Below are 18,415 nucleotides of genomic sequence, written 5' to 3'. Positions count from 1 at the left end.
TAAATGACGACTAACGTATTGGAAACATCAACAGGGATATTTAAAAAAATCGCTTCGGCCAGCAGTACTGCTACTGCGGACCGAACACCCAAAAAAATTGTGGTGGAAGATGGTCTTACTGTTTATCTCGGTGGCGCTGGGATGACCGGTGGATATATTGATGATCAGATTAAATCACTACGTATGGCGGGTATCAGTGGTGCAGTAGTAGGGCGTAACACGGAAGGCCAATATGCTGATGCCGTTGCTGGCGTCAATAAACACCGTTACAGGCTTAAGAAGATTAACGGCATGTCGGACACCGGGCCGTATAGTGTTGAGGCGGACTGGAGTTTGAAGTCGTTAGGCGTAAGTCGATCTATTCCAGTCGGTGGACATTTCAACCTTATTGGTTATTCCTTTGGATCGTTAGTGGCCGCCCAATCTGCTCTTTATTACGCCGATAAAGGGCAGGAAGTTGATTATCTTGTACTGATAGGTTCGCCAATTTCTGAAGAAATGCTTGGGGAAGTCAGGCAACAATCTCTTATCAAGCATGTAGTCGTGCTTGATTTGAAGGAGCATGGCGACCCAATCCACGCAGGCATGTCATTTTTTGACTTGGCTGAGCACGCTCCTCTGCTTGGCTCGCAGATGACGGAGTCCAGCGAACGTAAGGAAGGTGTCGGACACTTTTACTACGGTATTGACGGCCCTTCAGGCGAGCAGCGCCGCCTAGAGTTGGCAAAGTCCCTCTATGCACAGGGATTGCGTTGATGAGTAGCGCAAAAACAGTCAGAGCAATCATCATCATCGCAATCGCTTTGATCGCACCGTTTGCCTTGTCCGGAATTTATGCAGTTGTCCGGTCTGGATTTGCTGAGCCTTATAGCTATTTGCTATCCGTTCCGTTGGGGATTATCTCGTTCTTACTGTTGCAGTTCGCTATTGGTTATGGGGTGGTCAAAGGTTGGGCAGACTGCAGAATGCCTAGTAACTACTATTTATTTGTTCTTTGGATAATCAGCTTGTTGGTGCTCTTTGTGCTTCCTTTGTTTTTTTCAGGTGGGCCAATGTCGTGATTAGCTATTTATATTTTTTTGTCTCTGCGATTTTGCTGCTCATGTCATTCACTGACCCAAAAACTGCATGGTCAGTGAAGGGTGTCGATGTTTACGGCAGTTTGTTTATTTTTTGTATTGTGCTTTATATTCTGATGATGGCGTTTGCTTTTTATTATTTTGTAAAGTTCGTGGTGGTTGTTGTTAGGTCGAAACGCTTGCAAGGTGGATTTAATTCCTTGGTTGTCACTGCTGTAGGTGTTGTTGCTCTTTATAGTTTCAATCAATGGGTGTTCAGTGAAATTTACTGATGATTCGGCGCAGAGCATTCAAAAAAGCGAATGCTGCCCTAATCAAAATTTTTTCAGAGTAGCGCTCTGGTCTCCGCTCCTGGTGATGTTGGCTTTGGCACTGGTCGAGCAGGGTACCGGATACGCGGCGGTTCTGGACTGGCAGCAAATGATGTTGATCTACGTTCTCTCATTCGGAATCCCGGCCTATATCGCCTTTGCCCTGTGGGCAACGCGAGTACTGAATGGAAAAACCGAACAGCAAATTTTAAGAAGTGTGTGGCGCGCACCGCTGACGTTCATCCCTTTTTACGCCGCTCCTTGGATGATTTGTGGGTTGGCCTTTGTTCTTCTGGGGAGCGTTGCCGGGCTCCCGATGATGTTTGGCTGGCTGGCTTTTCTACCGTACCTGCTCATCGCCGGTTACGTAGTTGCCGGTCTTACAGTCGCGCTCTACAGGACGTTTTTTTCATGAGTTCCACCACCAGGAAGGTACCCCGTGTCCTTTAACCACTACTACCAAAGCGAACTCACCGCACTTCGCCAGTTAGGTCGTCGATTCGCCGAGCGTAGCCCGGCGTTGGCGCCTTTCCTCGGTCAGGCCGGGCGGGATCCGGACGTGGAGCGGTTGCTGGAAGGTTTTGCATTCCTGACTGGTCGCCTGCGTCAGAAGCTCGATGACGAACTGCCGGAGCTCAGCCATTCCCTGATGCACCTGCTGTGGCCCAACTACATGCGGCCGCTGCCGGCGTTCAGCATTTTGCAGTTCGATCCGTTGAAGCGTTCGGGGCCTGCGTTGATGGTCGAACGCGACACGCCGATTGAAAGTGTGCCGATCGATGACGTGCGTTGCCGCTTCCGCACCTGCTACCCGACCGAAGTCTTGCCGCTGGATCTGGCCGCGCTGAATTATTCGGTGAAGGGCGACGGTTCGCTGTTGAGCCTGCGTCTGGAGATGAGCGCAGACGGTCACTTGGGCGAGCTGGAGTTGAGCCGTCTGCGTCTGCATTTCGCTGGCGAGCGCTACATCAGCCAGATGCTGTACCTCAGCCTGCTACGCAATCTGGAAGGCATTGAGCTGATTCCACTGGACGGCGCGGGCAAGCCCATCAACGGTGTCAACGGCATGCCGATGGCGTTCAAGATGCCCGGCGACCGTGTGCAGCCGGTGGGTTTTGCTGAAGAAGAAGCGTTGATCCCGTATCCGCTGAACACCTTCCGTGGCTATCGCTACCTTCAGGAATATTTCGCCTTCCAGGACAAATTCTTGTTCGTCGACGTCAACGGCCTGGACATGCTCAAGGCATTGCCGGAAGACACGCTCAAGCAAATGCGCGGTCTCGAATTGCGTTTCGACATTCGCAAGAGCGGCATCATGCGGATGCGTCCGACGCTGGACAACGTGAAGCTCTACTGCACGCCGATTGTGAACCTGTTCAAGCACGACGCACTGCCGATCCGCCTCGACGGCAAGCAAGACGAATACCTGCTGCTGCCCGCCGAATTCGATCTGCAAAACTGCGGCGTGTTCTCGGTGGAAACCGTGACGGGATGGAAACCCGGCGGCCTCGGTTATCAGGAATACGTGCCGTTCGAATCCTTCGAGCACGACCCGAGTTTCGACGTGCCCAACAGCCGTCCGCATTACAGCATCCGCCAGCGTTCGTCGCTGTTGCACGACGGCCTCGACACCTACCTGAGCTTCGGCATCCGCCACACCGAAGCCCACGAAACCCTGTCGATCGAGCTGATGTGCACCAACCAGAACCTGCCCAAAAAGCTCAAGCTCGGCGACATCAGCCAGGCCTGTGAAGAGACGCCGGAGTTCCTGAGTTTCCGCAACATCACCCCGGCCACGCCGAGTTACGCACCGCCGCTGAACCGCGACTTCCTCTGGAAGCTGATCAGCAACATGTCGCTTAACTATTTGTCGCTGGCCGACGTCAATGCGTTGAAGGTGATTCTGGAAACCTACGACCTGCCGCGCTACTACGACCAACACGCTGAAAAAGTCAGCAAACGCCTGCTGGGCGGGCTCAAGTCGATCAAGCACCAACACGTCGACCGGTTGCACCGAGGGTTGCCGGTACGCGGGTTGCGCACCGAGCTGACCATCGACCCGGAAGGGTATATCGGCGAGGGCGACCTGTTCGTTTTCGCCTCGGTTCTTAACGAGTTTTTCGCGCTTTACGCCAGTCTCAATTCGTACCACGAGCTGCGGGTAAAAAGCACACAGGGAGAGGTGTACCAATGGACACCACGTATGGGCCTTCAGCCGCTGCTTTAAGTGGACTGACCCGAGGAATACGCGAGTACTCGCTGTTTCAGGCCGTGCTGCTGGTGGTTGACCGGCTGCGCGAGGCCCACCCGCACCTGAGCCAGGACGATCTGTACGACCAGCTGGAATTCCAGGCCAACCCGAGCCTGGGTTTCCCGGGCAGTGACGTCGATCGTGTGGAGTTTTTCCACGAGCACGGACAAATGCGCGCGCGCCTGCGTTTCAACCTGATCGGCCTGGTCGGTTCCGGTTCGCCGCTGCCGGCGTTCTACGGTGAGCAGGCCCTGGGCGACAGCGAAGACGGCAACCCGACCCGCAACTTCCTCGACCTGTTTCACCATCGCCTGCAACGGCTGATGCTGCCGATCTGGCGCAAGTACCGCTACCGCGCCAGTTTTGAGAGCGGTGCCCTCGACCCATTCTCGGCGCAGCTGTTTGCCTTGATCGGCCTGGGCGGCGAAGAGATCCGCAAGGCCCAGGAACTGAACTGGAAACGCCTGCTGCCGTACCTCGGTTTGCTCAGCTTGCGGGCGCACTCGGCGGCGCTGATCGAAGCTGTGCTGCGTTACTACTTCAAGCACGCCGAACTGACCATCGAGCAGTGCATCGAACGCCGCGTGGAAATTCTCGACGAGCAGCGCAATCGTTTGGGTCGCGCCAACAGCCTGCTGGGTGAAGACCTGGTGCTGGGCGAACACGTGCGCGACCGCAGCGGCAAATTCCGCATCCACATTCGCGAGCTCGACTGGCAACGCTTTCACGAATTCCTGCCGATCGGTTTCGGCTACCAGCCGCTGTGCGCGCTGGTGCGGTTCACCCTGCGTGACCCGCTCGATTACGACATTCGCCTGGTGTTGCGCCAGGAAGAAATCCGCGAACTGCGCATCGGTGAGCAAAACGCCTGTCGCCTGGGATGGACCAGTTGGCTGGGCCGCGAGAAAGCGGACGGCGTGGTGACCCTGGGCAGCAAAATTCATTAAGGACAGATGACCAATGATCAACGTAGACCTGCAACAACTTATCCAGGCGCTGGACGCCGAAACCCGTCGTGATCTGGAAAGTTCGGCCGAGCGTTGCGTCGCCCGTGGCGGCAGCAAAATCCTCGTCGAAGACTTGCTGCTCGGCCTGCTGGAGCGCCCGCAAGGCTTGCTCGCACGCGCGCTGCAAGACGCCGAAGTGGATGCCGGTGAGCTGAGCGCCGCGTTGCAATCGCGGGTCGAGCACAGCGCGTCGCGCAACCCGGTGTTCGCCCCGGAACTGGTGCAGTGGCTGCAAGACGCGTTGCTGGTGGCCAACCTTGAACTGGGCCAGAGTCAGGTCGAGCAAGCCGCGTTGATCCTCGCGCTGCTGCGCAACCCGATGCGCTACGCCGGAAGCCGCTACCAGTCGTTGCTGGCCAAGCTGAACATCGAGCGCCTGAAAGAATTTGCCCTGTCGCAGAAAGAGCAACCGGCCACTGGCAAACCGGCTGTACCGGGTGAATCGCTGCTGGAGCGCTTCACGCATAACCTCACTCAACAGGCCCGCGACGGCAAACTCGACCCGGTGCTGTGCCGTGATGGCGCGATCCGTCAAATGGTCGACATCCTCGCCCGTCGCCGCAAAAACAACCCGATCGTGGTCGGTGAAGCCGGCGTCGGTAAAACCGCGATCGTCGAAGGTCTGGCTTCGCGCATTGCCGCCGGTGAAGTGCCGCAAGTCTTGAAAGGCGTCGAGCTGCTGTCGCTGGACATGGGCCTGTTGCAGGCCGGCGCCAGCGTCAAAGGTGAATTCGAACGTCGCCTGAAAGGCGTGATCGACGAAGTCAAAGCCTCGCCGAAACCGATCATCCTGTTCATCGACGAAGCCCATACGCTGATCGGCGCAGGAGGCAATGCCGGCGGTTCCGACGCGGCCAACCTGCTCAAGCCAGCCCTGGCCCGTGGCGAGTTGCGCACCATCGCCGCCACCACGTGGGCGGAGTACAAAAAATACTTCGAAAAAGACCCGGCCCTGGCCCGTCGCTTCCAGCCGGTGCAACTGCACGAACCGACCGTCAGCGAAGCGGTGACCATCCTCCGTGGTCTGGCTCAGGTGTACGAGAAGAGTCACGGCATCTATCTGCGCGATGACGCAGTGGTCGCGGCGGCCGAGTTGTCCGCACGCTACCTCGCGGGCCGTCAGCTGCCGGACAAAGCTGTCGACGTACTCGACACCGCCTGCGCCCGCGTTCGCATCAGCCTCGCCGCCGCCCCGGAAAGCCTTGAGCGCCTGCGTGGCGAATTGGCTGAAGGTGGCCGTCAGCGTCAGGCCCTGCGCCGTGATGCTGAAGCAGGCTTGCTGATCGATCACGAAGCGCTGAATGCTTTGGAAGATCGCCTGGCGACCGCCGAAGAGGAAAGGGTCGCACTGGAAACCCTGTGGACCGAACAGAAAGAACTGGCTGAACGTCTGCTGGACTTGCGTCAGCAACTGGCCAAGGCTCGCGAAGCGGCTGCCGTCGAGCCGACCGTCATGGTTGAGGAAGACGCCGAAGGCACCGTGATCGAAACGCTGCCGGTGGACGAAGCGCAAAGCGTCGAAACCCTGGAAGCCGCGCTCAACGAAACGCACAAAGCGCTGACCGAACTTCAGGTCAAAGAACGTCTGGTGAGCTTCGAAGTGTGCCCGCGTCTGGTCGCCGAAGTGATCAGCGCCTGGACCGGCGTGCCATTGGCGCAACTGGCCCGCGAACACAATGCCAAGGTCGCCAGCTTCGCCACCGACCTGCGTACGCGCATTCGTGGTCAGGAGCAAGCTGTCCACGCCCTGGACCGCTCGATGCGCGCCACCGCTGCCGGCCTGAACAAACCTGACGCACCGGTCGGCGTGTTCCTGCTGGTCGGCCCGAGCGGCGTCGGCAAGACCGAAACCGCGCTGGCCCTGGCGGACTTGCTGTATGGCGGTGACCGTTTCATCACCACCATCAACATGTCCGAGTTCCAGGAGAAGCACACCGTCTCGCGCCTGATCGGTGCGCCGCCGGGCTACGTGGGTTACGGCGAGGGCGGCATGCTCACCGAAGCCGTGCGCCAGAAGCCGTACTCGGTTGTGTTGCTCGATGAAGTCGAGAAAGCCGACCCGGACGTGCTGAACCTGTTCTACCAAATCTTCGACAAAGGCGTGGCCAATGACGGCGAAGGGCGCGAGATCGACTTCCGCAATACGTTGATCCTGATGACCTCGAACCTGGGCAGCGACCGCATCAGCGAACTCTGCGAAAACGGCGCGCGCCCATCAGCCGAAGTGCTTGAAGAAACCATTCGCCCGGTCCTCAGCAAGCACTTCAAACCGGCGCTGCTGGCACGGATGCGCGTGGTGCCTTACTACCCGGTGGGCGGCCCGGTGCTGCGCGAGCTGATCGAGATCAAACTCGGTCGTCTGGGCGAGCGCCTGAACCGTCGTCAGCTGGATTTCACTTATTCGCAAGACCTCGTCGATCACCTGGCCGAACGCTGCACCCAAAGCGACAGCGGCGCGCGTTTGATCGACCACTTGCTTGACCTGCACGTGCTGCCACTGGTGGCCGACCGCTTGCTCGACGCGATGGCCACCGGTGAAAACCTCAAGCGTGTCCACGCGACGCTCGACGGCGGCGCCAGTGTGACTTGCGAGTTCGCCTGAGGTGGGTGTGATGTTCACTCAAGTGCCGCAACCGCTGGTCTATGCCGAAGCCTTGCTGGCGCAGTTCGCCAGCCTGTCGCGCGCGGCGGACGGTGCTGCGCTGCTGGGTGACTTCGTGCGCGGGTTGTCCGAGCTCAGTGGTTGCGAATTGACGCAGCTGTACCTGCTGGACGCGACTCACACGTGCCTGGGGATGAACGCCGAGTGCCTCAACGGCATCCTGCAACCCCGGGAAGCGGCGAGCCTGCCGGCGGATTACAACGGCGAACAGCTGCTGCAATTCGCCCTGTGCCAGAACCGCGTAGTGAGCCTCAGCGAGTTGAGCGGCAGCCTTCACGAAACCAGCTTCTTGCCGCCGCAGGCCACGCCTTGGCAGTCGCTGTTGTGCGTGCCGCTGGTCAATCAGCAGAAGGCGGTTGAAGGCTTGCTGCTGTGCGCCAGTCGCCGGCACATCGACCTGCAAGGCTTCGCCGATTCCCTCGGGCAACTGGGTTCGTTCGTGCTCGGCCAACTGCATTTGCTACAACGTCTGCGTCAGCCAACCGGTGACGTACGCCCCGTGAAGGTCAGTGTCCCAAGCGCCAGCGGTTACGGCCTGATCGGCAAGAGCAAGGCCATGCGCCAGACCTACTCCCTGATCAGCAAAGTCCTGCACAGCCCGTACACCGTGCTGCTGCGCGGCGAAACCGGCACAGGCAAGGAAGTGGTCGCACGCGCCATTCACGACTGCGGCCCGCGCCGTTCCCAGGCGTTCATCGTGCAGAACTGCGCGGCGTTCCCCGAGAACCTGCTGGAAAGCGAACTGTTCGGCTACCGCAAAGGCGCGTTCACCGGTGCTGATCGCGACCGTGCCGGGCTGTTCGACGCGGCCAATGGCGGCACCCTGCTGCTGGATGAAATCGGCGACATGCCGTTGTCCCTGCAAGCCAAGCTGTTGCGCGTGTTGCAGGAAGGCGAGATCCGTCCGCTGGGGTCCAACGACACCCACAAGATCGACGTGCGCATCATCGCCGCGACCCACCGGGATTTGTCGGTGCTGGTCAGCGAAGGCAAATTTCGCGAGGACTTGTACTACCGCCTCGCGCAATTCCCGATCGAGTTGCCGGCCCTGCGTCAGCGCGAAGGCGACATCCTCGACCTGGCCCGGCACTTCGCCGACAAGGCTTGCTCGTTCTTGCAGCGTGACGCGGTGCGTTGGTCCGATGCGGCGCTGGATCACCTGTCCGGTTATGCCTTCCCCGGCAACGTGCGCGAACTCAAAGGCCTGGTCGAACGTGCGGTGCTGCTGTGCGAGGGCGGCGAGTTGCTGGCCGAGCATTTTTCCCTGCGCATGGAAGCCATGCCGGAAGACAACAGCCTGAACCTGCGCGAACGCCTGGAGCAGGTCGAACGCAGTCTGCTGCTCGATTGCCTGCGCAAAAACGACGGCAACCAGACCCTCGCCGCCCGCGAACTCGGCCTGCCACGCCGCACGCTGCTTTATCGCCTTGGGCGCCTGAATATCAATTTGGGTGACTTTGATGGTTAACGTTTTTCTCGGCCAACCACTACCTGTGGCGAGGGAGCTTGCTCCCGCTGGGCTGCGCAGCAGCCCCAAACTCATGCGCCGCGGTGCATCAGTTAAGCCGCATCTGCTGATCTACGACTGCTGCGCAGTCGAGCGGGAGCAAGCTCCCTCGCCACAAAGGCGACGTGCCAGGCCTCAGGCTAGAGCCCTCGGCCTAACCAAATTTGCTTCTAACAGCGCCGCCCAACCGGGTCGGCGCTTTGTGCTTTGTCTACCCATGGAGACCCTCTGATGCCTGTTCGTCACTGGCAAGCCGTCCTGCTGACCCTCGTCGTTCTATGCGGCCTCGGCGGCTGCAGCGGCAATTACAAATTCAACGACAACACCTATCGCCCATTGGGTGATCCGCAGGCGGTCAATCGCGGCAAGTGACCGCAAGGAGTATCACCATGGAACTGGTTTTCGAAATGCTGAACACCAAGCAGTTCGTGCCCACGGATTTGTGCCAGAAGACCTTCAAACAGGCCGGTGGCGTGATTGGCCGGGGCGAGGACTGCGACTGGATCATTCCCGACCGCAAGCGTCATCTGTCCAACCACCACGCGGTGATCAGCTACCGCGAAGGCACGTTTTTCCTGACCGATACCAGCAGCAATGGTATCCAGGACAGCGAAAGCGGCGCGCGCCTGCGCAAGGGCGAAGCGATGCGCATCGAGCACGGCAGCGTGTACGTGCTGGGTGATTTCGAGATCCGTGCACGGCTGGTGCGCGACCCGGCGACCTTCGACGTGGAAGTCGGCCGTCCGCAAGCGGCGGGCAGCATCATTCCGGACGATGCGTTCCTCGACCTAGATCCGCTGAACGCCCTCGATCAGCAAGAGCGCGTTTACTCGGAAATCGACGAACTGATCTCGCCAAACAACGCTCCACAGGACACCCGTCAGCGCGCCGACTACGCCCGCATCGACATGGAAAGCCTGATGGTCCCGGAGCTGATCAACGCTCCGGCAGAACCCGAGCCAGCTCCGGCGCCGAAAGCCGTCGAGCGTCAGAGCGAGGGTTTCTGGGAGCACTTCGGCGCGGCGCTGGGCGTGGACCTCAAAGGTCTCGACCACGACGCTCGCGAAGCGCTGGCGCTGAACGCGGCACGCCTGCTCAAGCAGAGCGTCGGCGGTTTGCAGCAGAGCCTGCGCACCCGCAGCGAACTGAAAAACGAATTGCGCCTGGCCCAGACCCTTGTTCAAGGCACCCACAAAAACCCGCTGAAATTCGCCGTCGATGCCGGTGAAGCGTTGGGCATTCTGTTGCAGCCGAACAAGCCGGGCCAGTTGCCGGCTGAGCAAGCAATCTCTCGCTCGTTCCGTGATTTGCAGGCGCATCAAGTGGCCTTGCTGACCGCCAGCCGCGCCGCCGTTCGCGGCACGCTGGATCACTTCTCGCCAGAGCAATTGATCCTGCGCTTCGAGCGCGACAACAAGCCGATTCTGGCCACGTCCGGCAGCCGCTGGAGAGCGTACGGTCGTTATCACCAGGCCTTGCGACAGGACGATGACTGGAGCGAGCGCCTGTTGGCCCGGGACTTTGCCCAGGCCTACGAAGAACAGATCCGCCTGATTTCCACCCTTCACACCGACCACCAAGGATGATGCGCATGTCTCGCTGCTCGACCGCTTTTTTCAAGACGCTGACGGCGTTCGCGGCCCTGGTGCTGCTGGCCGGCTGCTCGTCGCTTTCACCGTATTCCCACGTCACCAAGCTCAACCTGAAGCTCACCGCCAGCGATCAGCTGAACCCGGACCTCAACGGTCGTCCGTCGCCGATCGTCGTGCGCCTGTTCGAGCTCAAGCACCCGGTGACCTTCGAGAACGCTGACTTCTTCAGCCTGTACGAGCGCGCCAAGGAATCCCTGGCACCGGACCTGGTGGCCAGCGAAGAACTCGAGCTGCGCCCGGGTGAAACCGTCGAACTCAAGCTCAGCGTGGAGGAGGGCAGCCGCTACGTCGGCATCCTCGCCGCCTACCGCGACCTGCCGGAAACCAAATGGCGCTACACGGTGCAAGTCACCCCGGTGGAAGTCACCGACGCAGACCTGACCCTCGATCAGGCCGGTATTCGCAACAGCAACGAAACGCTCGCCAAGGCGGATGACTGAACATGAATTCCCATAAAGTCATTTGGCAGGAAGGCATGCTGCTGCGTCCGCAGCACTTCCAGCATAACGACCGTTATTACGACCACCAGATGAAGACCCGCACCCAGTTGCTGGGCAGCTACACCTGGGGCTTCCTGAACCTGGACATCGACTTGCAGTTCCTTAACATGGGCAAACTGGTGATCAGCCAGGCCTCGGGGATTCTGCCGGACGGCAGCCTGTTCGAACTCGGCGGCAATACCGAGCCGCTGGCCCTCGACGTGCCGCCGAACACCGGCAACACGCCGATTTACCTGGCGCTGCCGCTGGTGACCGGCAACCACATCGAGGCCCGCCGCCCTGAACAATCCGACGTGCTGGCGCGCTACACCGCGTACGAAGCGGAAGTGGCCGACTCCAACGCCGGCGACGATTCCGCCAGCCAGGTCAGCTGCGGTCGCCCGGACTTCAAACTGTTGCTCGGCGAGCAGCAGAGTGACCAGGCCTACGTGAAGCTGAAAATCTGCGACGTGCTCGACACCACGCCCGATGGCGTGATCAGCCTCGATCCGGATTTCGTGCCGACCTACATTCAGGCGCACGCCTCCAGCTACCTGCTGTCGTGCCTGAAAGAAGTGATCAGCATGCTCGGCCACCGTGGCGACACCATCGCTGAGCGCATCCGCTCCAATGGCAAGGTCGGCGGCGCGGAAGTCGGCGACTTCATGATGCTGCAACTGATCAACCGCACCGAACTGCTGCTGCGTCACTACCTCGGCCTGGAGCAGGTTCACCCGGAGGAGTTGTACCGCACGCTGCTGACCATGCTCGGCGACTTGGCGACCTTTTCCAGCGACAGCAAACGCCCGCGTCTGGACAGCCGTTACCAGCACAGCGACCAGGGCGCGAGCTTCCGCAAACTGATGGAAGCGATTCGTCAGGTGCTGTCGATGGTGCTCGAGCAGCACGCCATCGAACTGGTGCTGCAAGCGCGTCAGTACGGGATCATCGTCTCGCCGTTGCACGACCACAAACTGCTGGGCTCGGCGTCGTTCGTGCTCGCGGCCAGTGCCAACTGCGACTCCGAAGAACTGCGCCACCGCTTGCCGGCGCACCTCAAGGTCGGCCCGGTGGAGCGCATCCGCCAACTGGTCAACCTGCATCTGCCGGGCATCAAGGTCAAACCGTTGCCGGTGGCCCCACGGCAGATCGCGTTCCACTCCAACAAAACCTATTTCATTCTCGAACTCAGTTCCGAAGACCTGGCACAACTCGAGCGCTCCGGCGGCTTCGCGTTCCACGTGTCCGGCGAATTCGCCGAGCTTGAACTGAAATTCTGGGCCATCAGGAACTGACCGACATGATCAAGGACATGGAACATAACCAGGACGATAAAACCGTCCTGCTCGACCGCCAGGGCCACGGCCCCGCGCAGAGTCCGCTAACCGATTTCGCTGCACCGCCGCGTTTTGAGCAGCTCGAAGAACGGATGATTTACGCCGCGCGTTTGCGCCCGGCGGAATCCTTCAACATCAGCCTCAATTCGCTGGTGGCCGCCGCGTCCGATCTGTTATCGGAAGTGGTGCGCCTCAAGCACAGCGACACCCGCGAAGACATGTATGCGCTCAACGAGCGACTGACCGCCGGGCTGAAACTGTTTGAAGTGCGTGCGCTGCACAACGGCGCCGAAAGCAGCCAGGTGATGGCCGCGCGGTACGTGCTCTGCACCGTGGTCGATGAAGCTGTCGTCACCACGCCGTGGGGCAACGAAAGCGAGTGGTCGCAGATGAGCCTGCTCAGCAGCTTCCACAACGAAACCTTCGGCGGCGAGAAGTTCTTCCAGCTGCTGGATCGCCTGTCGAAAAACCCGGTCAAGCACCTGCCGATGCTGGAGCTGATGTACCTGTGCCTGTCCCTCGGTTTTGAAGGCAAGTACCGCGTGCAAGCGCGTGGCATGCTCGAACTCGAAGGCATCCGCGACGCCTTGTATCGCCAGATTCGTCAGTTGCGCGGCGACGTGCCACGCGAGCTTTCGCCGCACTGGGAAGGCTTGAACGATCAGCGCCGCAGCCTGGTGCGCATCGTGCCGGCGTGGATGGTGGTGCTGTTCACCGTGGTCTGCCTGGTGGTGATGTATTCGGGTTTCGCCTGGGTCTTGGGCGAGCAACGCGAAACCGTTCTGCAACCTTTTCAGCAGCTAGATCCGGCCGCGGTCCAGCCGCAGTCGCAGCCGTAAACAGGGACGTGTGATGAAAAAGTTTTTCAAGAAAGTCGGCGCATTCTTGCGCAAGACCTGGGTCTGGACCTTGCTGGTGGTGCTGTTTGTCGCGCTGCTGGTGTGGTTCGCCGGGCCGCTGCTGGCCGTTGATGACTACAAGTTCTGGGAAGGTTCGACCTCCCGCTTGCTGACCATCAGTGTGCTGTTCCTGATCTGGGGCCTGACCATGGTCTTCGTCAGCTGGCGCGCCGGTGTGCGTAAAAAAGCTGTCGAAGACACCGAAGACGGCCAGGACCGCATCCGCCGTGACGAGCTGATCGACGAGGAACAAAAAGAACTTCGCGTACGCTTCAAGGATGCGTTGAAAACCCTGAAGACCTCGAGCCTCTATCGCGGTCGCAGCGAACGCTGGCGCAGTGACTTGCCGTGGTATTTGCTGATCGGCCCGCAGGGCAGCGGCAAGACCAGCCTGCTGGACTTCTCGGGCCTTGAGTTTCCGATCAACAAGATCGACCGCAAGCTGACCCGCGACACCCTCGGCACCCGGCATTGCGACTGGTATTTCGCCGACCACGGTGTGTTGATCGACACCGCCGGGCGTTACCTGACCCAGCCGGATGCCGAAGTCGATGGCAGCGCCTGGAGCACCTTGCTCGACCTGCTGCGCAAGCGTCGTCGCAACCGTCCGTTGAACGGCGTGCTGGTGACTATCCCGGTTGAATTGCTGCTGGGCAACACCGAGCAAGACCTCGACACTTTGGCTCGCCAAGTGCGTGCGCGTCTGCAAGACGTGCATCAGAAGCTGCATGTCGATGTGCCGGTTTATCTGGTGCTGAGCAAGGCTGACAAACTGCTCGGTTTCGACGAGTTCTTCGATCAACTGACCCGCGAAGAAAGCGATCAGGTGCTCGGCACCAGCTTCCGCAAAGACCAGAGCGGCACCGACGTTGCCGTGCTGCGCGCCGAGTTTGAAGAGCTGCTGCGTCGCCTGAACAGCCAAGTGATCATGCGCATGCACCAGGAGCGCGACACCCAGCGCCGTGGCCGCATCCTCGATTTCCCGCATCAACTGGGGCAGATCGGCGAGCGCTTGTGCCTGTTCGTCGACATGGCGTTCACTGGCAACCGTTACCAGCGCGTCAGCCAGTTGCGCGGTTTCTACCTGACCAGCGCTCCGCACCTGACTCAGGAAATGGACCAGACCACCGCCGGCATCGGCGCCAGTCTGGGCATGAGCGCCGGCATGCTGCCGACCTTGCGCAGTGGCCGCTCGCGGTTCATTCACCACTTGCTCAGCCGGGTGATTTTTCCCGAGGCCGACCTGGCCGGTCTGGACAAGCGCGAGCGCAGCCGCATCCATTGGGGCCAACGTGCGCTGTACGTGGGCGCATTGGCGGCACTGGCGCTGTTCGGCATGCTCTGGGCCGGCGGTTTCTCCGCCAACTACGAGCGTCTGGAAAACCTGCGCAACCTGGCCACCAACTGGACTCAACAACGCTCGGCCCTGACCGCGCGTGATGATTCCATGGCGGTGCTCAAGACCCTCGACACCAGCTACGCAGCGACCCAGGTCTTCCCGAAAAAAGGTGACGTGTCGTACCACGAGCGTGGCGGCCTGTACCAAGGTGAAGAGGTCAACCCGGTGGTCAAGGACGCGTACGAGCGTGAGCTCGAAGCGCAATTGCTGCCGAAAGTCGCGACCCTGCTGGAAGGGCAGATCCGCGCCAACATGAAGGACCGCGAACGCCTGCTCAACAGCCTGCGTGCGTACCTGATGTTGAACATGAAGGATCGTCGCGATGCGGCATGGCTCAAGGATTGGGTCGCCACTGACTGGTCCCAGCGTTACGCCGGCAACACCGCGGTGCAGAACGGTTTGAACACGCACTTCGAGCGTTTGCTCAAGCAGCCGTTTATCTACCCGCTGAACGATCAACTGGTGGCGCAAGCGCGTCAGGTGCTGCGCAGCGAGTCGCTGGCCAACGTGGTTTACCGGATGCTGCGCGAGCAGGCCCGCAACCTGCCGGAATACCGCTTGAGCCAACACATGGGCCCGCAAGCTTCACTGTTTGTCGGCACCGATTACGTGATCCCGGGCTTCTACACCCAACAGGGTTATCAGCAGTATTTCTCGGTCCAGGGCAGTGCGCTGGTGACCGACATCCTGCGTGACAACTGGGTGCTGGGCGAAGGCGCGGGCATCAGCGGCATGGACTTGCGTCGCTTGATGGTCGAGTTGGAGCAACTGTACTTCCGCGACTACGCCAACTTCTGGAGTGAAGCGGTCGGCCAGGTTGCCTTGCCACCGATCAACGATGCTGGCGAGGGCGCCGAGCAACTGGCGGGCCTGACTTCCGCCAATTCCCCGGTGCTGCAACTGCTGGTGGAAGTGCGCGAGAACACCCGGTTCCCGGCAGAAGCCGAACCGGTTGATCAAGCCGCTGATGCCGCTGCAGCGCTGGGCGAGCAGAAAGGCAAGTTGGGCAAGCTGGGCAAACTGGCGTCTGCCGCAGCGGACCAGGCCGCGGACATGGCGGCGATGAAAAACCTGCCGGACACCGCGAAGAAATCCCTGCAACGTCGCTTCGAACCGCTGCACCGTCTGCTGGATGACAACAACGGCCCGGCCGCTGATTTGACCCCGGCACTCGCGGCGCTCAACGACCTGCAACTGCAACTGGCGAGCCTGGCGCGTGCCAGTTCCCCGGATCAGGCCGCGTTCGAAATGGCCAAGACCCGCATGAGCGGCCAGCGTGATGCGCTGAGCGCCCTGCGCAATGCCTCCAACCGTCTGCCGCGTCCGGTCAGCGTGTGGTTCAACGTGTTGGCCGAAGACACCTGGCGTCTGGTGCTGAACGATTCCTACCAGTACCTGAACCAGCGTTATCAGAGCGAGCTGTACAGCTTCTACGGCAAGGCGATCAACAAGCGTTATCCGTTCAGCGCCCACAGCACCAGCGACGTCGCGATCAGCGACTTCCGCGAGTTCTTCAAGGCGCAGGGCATCAATGACCGCTTCTTCGAGACCTACATGCGTCCGTTCGTCAGTGGCGACCCAGGCAACTACCGCCTGCGCACCATCGACGGTCACAGCATGCCGATCTCCAAGGTCTACCTTGACCAGATGGCCGCGGCCCAAGTGATCCGCCAGAGCTTCTTCTCGGTCAACCCGGCCGAGCCGCAAGTGCAGTTCAAACTGGAGCCGTACACCCTCGACCCGGCCGTCAGCCGTTCCGAGTTCAAGTTTGGCGACAAGACCATCGAATACCGTCACGGCCCAATCGTGCCGGTGTCGTTTAAATGGCCGACCGACGCTGAAGACGGTCGCACCAGCCTGGTCCTCGACAAAATGGCCGGCCGCCCGATCGGCATCGAAAAGAACACCGGCCCATGGTCGCTGTTCCGTCTGTTCGACCTGATGCAGACCGAGTACCTGAGCGGTCGCGACGTGATGGTGCTCAAGGCTGACGTAGGCGGCCTGCGCGCCAATTACCTGCTCAGCAGCCAGCGCACGCCGAACCCGTTCGACATGGGCGTGCTGCGCACCTTCCGTATGCCGGTGCAGCTCTGATGCTGGTTGCCAGTCCCTGGCGCAGCGCTGCGCGTACCGATCCGGGCAAGGTTCGGGCGCGCAACGAAGATGCTTTTCTCGACTGTCCACAGCAGGGGCTGTGGGTGGTCGCGGACGGCATGGGCGGTCATCAGGGTGGCGACATCGCCAGCCAGTTGATCGTCGCCAGCCTGGCGGAATTGCCGGTGCAGGACGACTTCGACGAACGACTCAAAGGCATTCGCCAGTGCCTGCACTGGTTGAATCGCCGCTTGGGTCAGGAGTTGACCGTCACCGCCGGGCGCCATGACAGCATCATGGGCAGCACCGTGGTGGCGCTGCTGGTGGAAGGTAATCGCGCGGCCTGCATCTGGGCCGGCGACAGCCGTTGCTACCTGTGGCGCGGCCAGCGTTTGTATCAGCTGTCCAAGGACCATTCGCTGCAACAGCAACTGATCGACGAGCAAAACATGAGCGTCGAAGACGCCCGTGCGCATCCGTCGGCCCATGCCCTGACCCGAGCGGTCGGGGCCGCCGATGTGCTGACGCTGGACGTGCTCGAACTCGAGGTTTACCCCGGCGATACGTTTCTGTTGTGCAGCGACGGTTTGTACCAAGGGCTCAGCAGCGATGCCTTGGGCAATGCCCTGAGCCTGACCGCGCCGCACGTTGCGCTGGAGCGTCTGTTCGATGGCGCCCTGCGTGGCTCGGCCCGGGACAACCTGACTGCCGTGGTGATCCGACAATGACCCAACTCATGCCGCCGCTCGACGACCTGCTGGTGAACGACGAAGAGGCCAGTAACCTGACTTACTTTGCGTTTTCCAAGTCGCATAAGGCAGAACCCGCGCTGGCGCCAACCAAGGCCAGCGTCGGCGAAATGCCCGACGTGCTCGCAGGCCGTTACCGCATCGAGCGTCTGCTCGGTGCCGGCGGCATGGGCGCGGTTTACCGCGCACGGGACTTGCTGAGCGAACAGTTCGGCGATCCCGACCCTTACATCGCGCTGAAAATCCTCAGCGAAGAATTTGCCGAATCGCCGGACGCCAGCGCCTTGCTCTACAGCGAGTTCGCCCTGACCCGACGCCTGCGCCACGACAACGTGCTGCGTTTGCACACCTTTGAAGTGGACACCGACTGCCAGCGCGCCTTCATCACCATGGAACTCATGCGTGGGCTGACCCTGGACAAACTGCTCTGCGAGCGGCCCCTGGGCCTGCCGTGGAAAGAATTGCGCGACATCGCGCTGCCGCTGCTCGACGCGCTGGCCTACGCCCACGCTCGCGGCGTGCTGCACGGTGACATGAAGCCGAGCAACGTGATGCTCAGCGAAGAAGGGGTGCGCCTGTTCGACTTCGGCCTCGGCCAGGCCGAAGAGGGCATCTTGCCCGGCCTGCCACACCTGAGCCGCGATCGCTTCAACGCCTGGACCCCGGGCTACGCCGCCCCGGAACTGCTCGAAGGCCAGCCGTTGTCGGCCAGCGCCGATGTGTACGGTGTGGCCTGCGTGCTCTACGAACTGGCGGGCGGCAAACATCCGTTCCGCCGCTTATCGTCGATCGAGGCCCGCGACGCGCACCTCGACCGCGAGCTCCACGCTCCACGGAACCTACCAAAACACTGCTGGCCAGCCCTGCGAACGGCGCTGGCTTTCGATGCGGCCAAGCGCACCATCACCGCCGCCCAATTGCGTGACGCCCTGGGCGCCACTTCGTCTTTGCTGCAACGCCTGCGACTGCGGGCGTAACGGATGACTACC

16 protein-coding genes are annotated in these 18,415 nt (G+C 60.8%); all 16 read left to right on the top strand.

The annotated features are described in order from the left end of the window. The first annotated feature begins 3 nt into the window (after positions 1-3). Entirely contained in the window at positions 4-756 is a 753-nt protein-coding gene (locus ACA070_RS30515) for a hypothetical protein (protein ID WP_497449487.1), read from the top strand. Further along, positions 756-1,061, top strand: a complete 306-nt coding sequence (locus ACA070_RS30510; RefSeq protein ID WP_497449486.1) for a hypothetical protein — start codon at positions 756-758, stop codon at positions 1,059-1,061. The genes ACA070_RS30515 and ACA070_RS30510 overlap by 1 nt, the downstream gene beginning before the upstream one ends. Further along, positions 1,058-1,351 (top strand): hypothetical protein, encoded by a 294-nt coding sequence (locus ACA070_RS30505; protein WP_497449485.1) that lies wholly within the window; start codon positions 1,058-1,060, stop codon positions 1,349-1,351. Before ACA070_RS30510 ends, ACA070_RS30505 begins: the two co-directional genes overlap by 4 nt. Beyond that, positions 1,338-1,805, top strand: coding sequence for a hypothetical protein (locus ACA070_RS30500; RefSeq protein ID WP_497449484.1), 468 nt, complete (start codon positions 1,338-1,340; stop codon positions 1,803-1,805). The genes ACA070_RS30505 and ACA070_RS30500 overlap by 14 nt, the downstream gene beginning before the upstream one ends. 24 nt (positions 1,806-1,829) lie before the next feature. Next, a complete protein-coding gene (tssF, locus tag ACA070_RS30495) occupies positions 1,830-3,617 on the top strand; it encodes a type VI secretion system baseplate subunit TssF (protein ID WP_403099863.1) in 1,788 nt (595 codons plus the stop codon). Further along, a complete protein-coding gene (gene tssG / locus ACA070_RS30490) occupies positions 3,581-4,588 on the top strand; it encodes a type VI secretion system baseplate subunit TssG (protein ID WP_497449483.1) in 1,008 nt (335 codons plus the stop codon). Before tssF ends, tssG begins: the two co-directional genes overlap by 37 nt. A gap of 13 nt (positions 4,589-4,601) precedes the next feature. Then, on the top strand, positions 4,602-7,250 hold the full coding sequence (gene tssH, locus ACA070_RS30485; protein WP_497449482.1) for a type VI secretion system ATPase TssH: 2,649 nt from the start codon (positions 4,602-4,604) through the stop codon (positions 7,248-7,250). Positions 7,251-7,260: 10 nt separating this feature from the next. Continuing rightward, complete coding sequence (locus ACA070_RS30480) at positions 7,261-8,778, top strand: sigma-54 interaction domain-containing protein (RefSeq protein ID WP_497449481.1); 1,518 nt, start codon at positions 7,261-7,263, stop codon at positions 8,776-8,778. 270 nt (positions 8,779-9,048) lie between these two features. Further along, complete coding sequence (locus ACA070_RS30475) at positions 9,049-9,189, top strand: type VI secretion protein (protein ID WP_092276060.1); 141 nt, start codon at positions 9,049-9,051, stop codon at positions 9,187-9,189. Positions 9,190-9,206: 17 nt separating this feature from the next. Beyond that, entirely contained in the window at positions 9,207-10,403 is a 1,197-nt protein-coding gene (gene tagH, locus ACA070_RS30470) for a type VI secretion system-associated FHA domain protein TagH (protein WP_497449480.1), read from the top strand. A gap of 5 nt (positions 10,404-10,408) precedes the next feature. Then, positions 10,409-10,909, top strand: a complete 501-nt coding sequence (gene tssJ, locus ACA070_RS30465) for a type VI secretion system lipoprotein TssJ (protein WP_094469961.1) — start codon at positions 10,409-10,411, stop codon at positions 10,907-10,909. 2 nt (positions 10,910-10,911) lie between these two features. Beyond that, a complete protein-coding gene (tssK, locus tag ACA070_RS30460) occupies positions 10,912-12,243 on the top strand; it encodes a type VI secretion system baseplate subunit TssK (protein WP_462029267.1) in 1,332 nt (443 codons plus the stop codon). A gap of 5 nt (positions 12,244-12,248) precedes the next feature. Next, on the top strand, positions 12,249-13,124 hold the full coding sequence (gene icmH / locus ACA070_RS30455) for a type IVB secretion system protein IcmH/DotU (RefSeq protein WP_461977899.1): 876 nt from the start codon (positions 12,249-12,251) through the stop codon (positions 13,122-13,124). Positions 13,125-13,137: 13 nt separating this feature from the next. Further along, positions 13,138-16,677, top strand: a complete 3,540-nt coding sequence (gene tssM / locus ACA070_RS30450) for a type VI secretion system membrane subunit TssM (RefSeq protein WP_497449479.1) — start codon at positions 13,138-13,140, stop codon at positions 16,675-16,677. Then, positions 16,677-17,405: a PP2C family protein-serine/threonine phosphatase gene (locus ACA070_RS30445; protein WP_010465258.1), complete on the top strand. Its 729-nt coding sequence runs from the start codon at positions 16,677-16,679 to the stop codon at positions 17,403-17,405. The genes tssM and ACA070_RS30445 overlap by 1 nt, the downstream gene beginning before the upstream one ends. Beyond that, positions 17,402-18,403, top strand: a complete 1,002-nt coding sequence (locus tag ACA070_RS30440) for a serine/threonine-protein kinase (protein ID WP_497449478.1) — start codon at positions 17,402-17,404, stop codon at positions 18,401-18,403. The genes ACA070_RS30445 and ACA070_RS30440 overlap by 4 nt, the downstream gene beginning before the upstream one ends. Positions 18,404-18,415 lie beyond the last annotated feature (12 nt).

This window comes from Pseudomonas sp. LBUM1678 (genome assembly GCF_059695575.1).
This window is presented reverse-complemented; position numbering and strand designations above follow the sequence as displayed.

Bases quoted from the DNA above. Each gene is read 5' to 3' on its own strand.
- tssG (WP_497449483.1), top strand. From the start codon at position 3,581: ATGGACACCACGTATGGGCCTTCAGCCGCTGCTTTAAGTGGACTGACC.
- ACA070_RS30445 (WP_010465258.1), top strand. From the start codon at position 16,677: ATGCTGGTTGCCAGTCCCTGGCGCAGCGCTGCGCGTACCGATCCGGGC.
- tssK (WP_462029267.1), top strand. From the start codon at position 10,912: ATGAATTCCCATAAAGTCATTTGGCAGGAAGGCATGCTGCTGCGTCCG.
- icmH (WP_461977899.1), top strand. From the start codon at position 12,249: ATGATCAAGGACATGGAACATAACCAGGACGATAAAACCGTCCTGCTC.
- tagH (WP_497449480.1), top strand. From the start codon at position 9,207: ATGGAACTGGTTTTCGAAATGCTGAACACCAAGCAGTTCGTGCCCACG.
- ACA070_RS30510 (WP_497449486.1), top strand. From the start codon at position 756: ATGAGTAGCGCAAAAACAGTCAGAGCAATCATCATCATCGCAATCGCT.
- ACA070_RS30475 (WP_092276060.1), top strand. From the start codon at position 9,049: ATGCCTGTTCGTCACTGGCAAGCCGTCCTGCTGACCCTCGTCGTTCTA.
- tssJ (WP_094469961.1), top strand. From the start codon at position 10,409: ATGTCTCGCTGCTCGACCGCTTTTTTCAAGACGCTGACGGCGTTCGCG.
- ACA070_RS30480 (WP_497449481.1), top strand. From the start codon at position 7,261: ATGTTCACTCAAGTGCCGCAACCGCTGGTCTATGCCGAAGCCTTGCTG.
- ACA070_RS30440 (WP_497449478.1), top strand. From the start codon at position 17,402: ATGACCCAACTCATGCCGCCGCTCGACGACCTGCTGGTGAACGACGAA.
- ACA070_RS30515 (WP_497449487.1), top strand. From the start codon at position 4: ATGACGACTAACGTATTGGAAACATCAACAGGGATATTTAAAAAAATC.
- tssH (WP_497449482.1), top strand. From the start codon at position 4,602: ATGATCAACGTAGACCTGCAACAACTTATCCAGGCGCTGGACGCCGAA.
- tssM (WP_497449479.1), top strand. From the start codon at position 13,138: ATGAAAAAGTTTTTCAAGAAAGTCGGCGCATTCTTGCGCAAGACCTGG.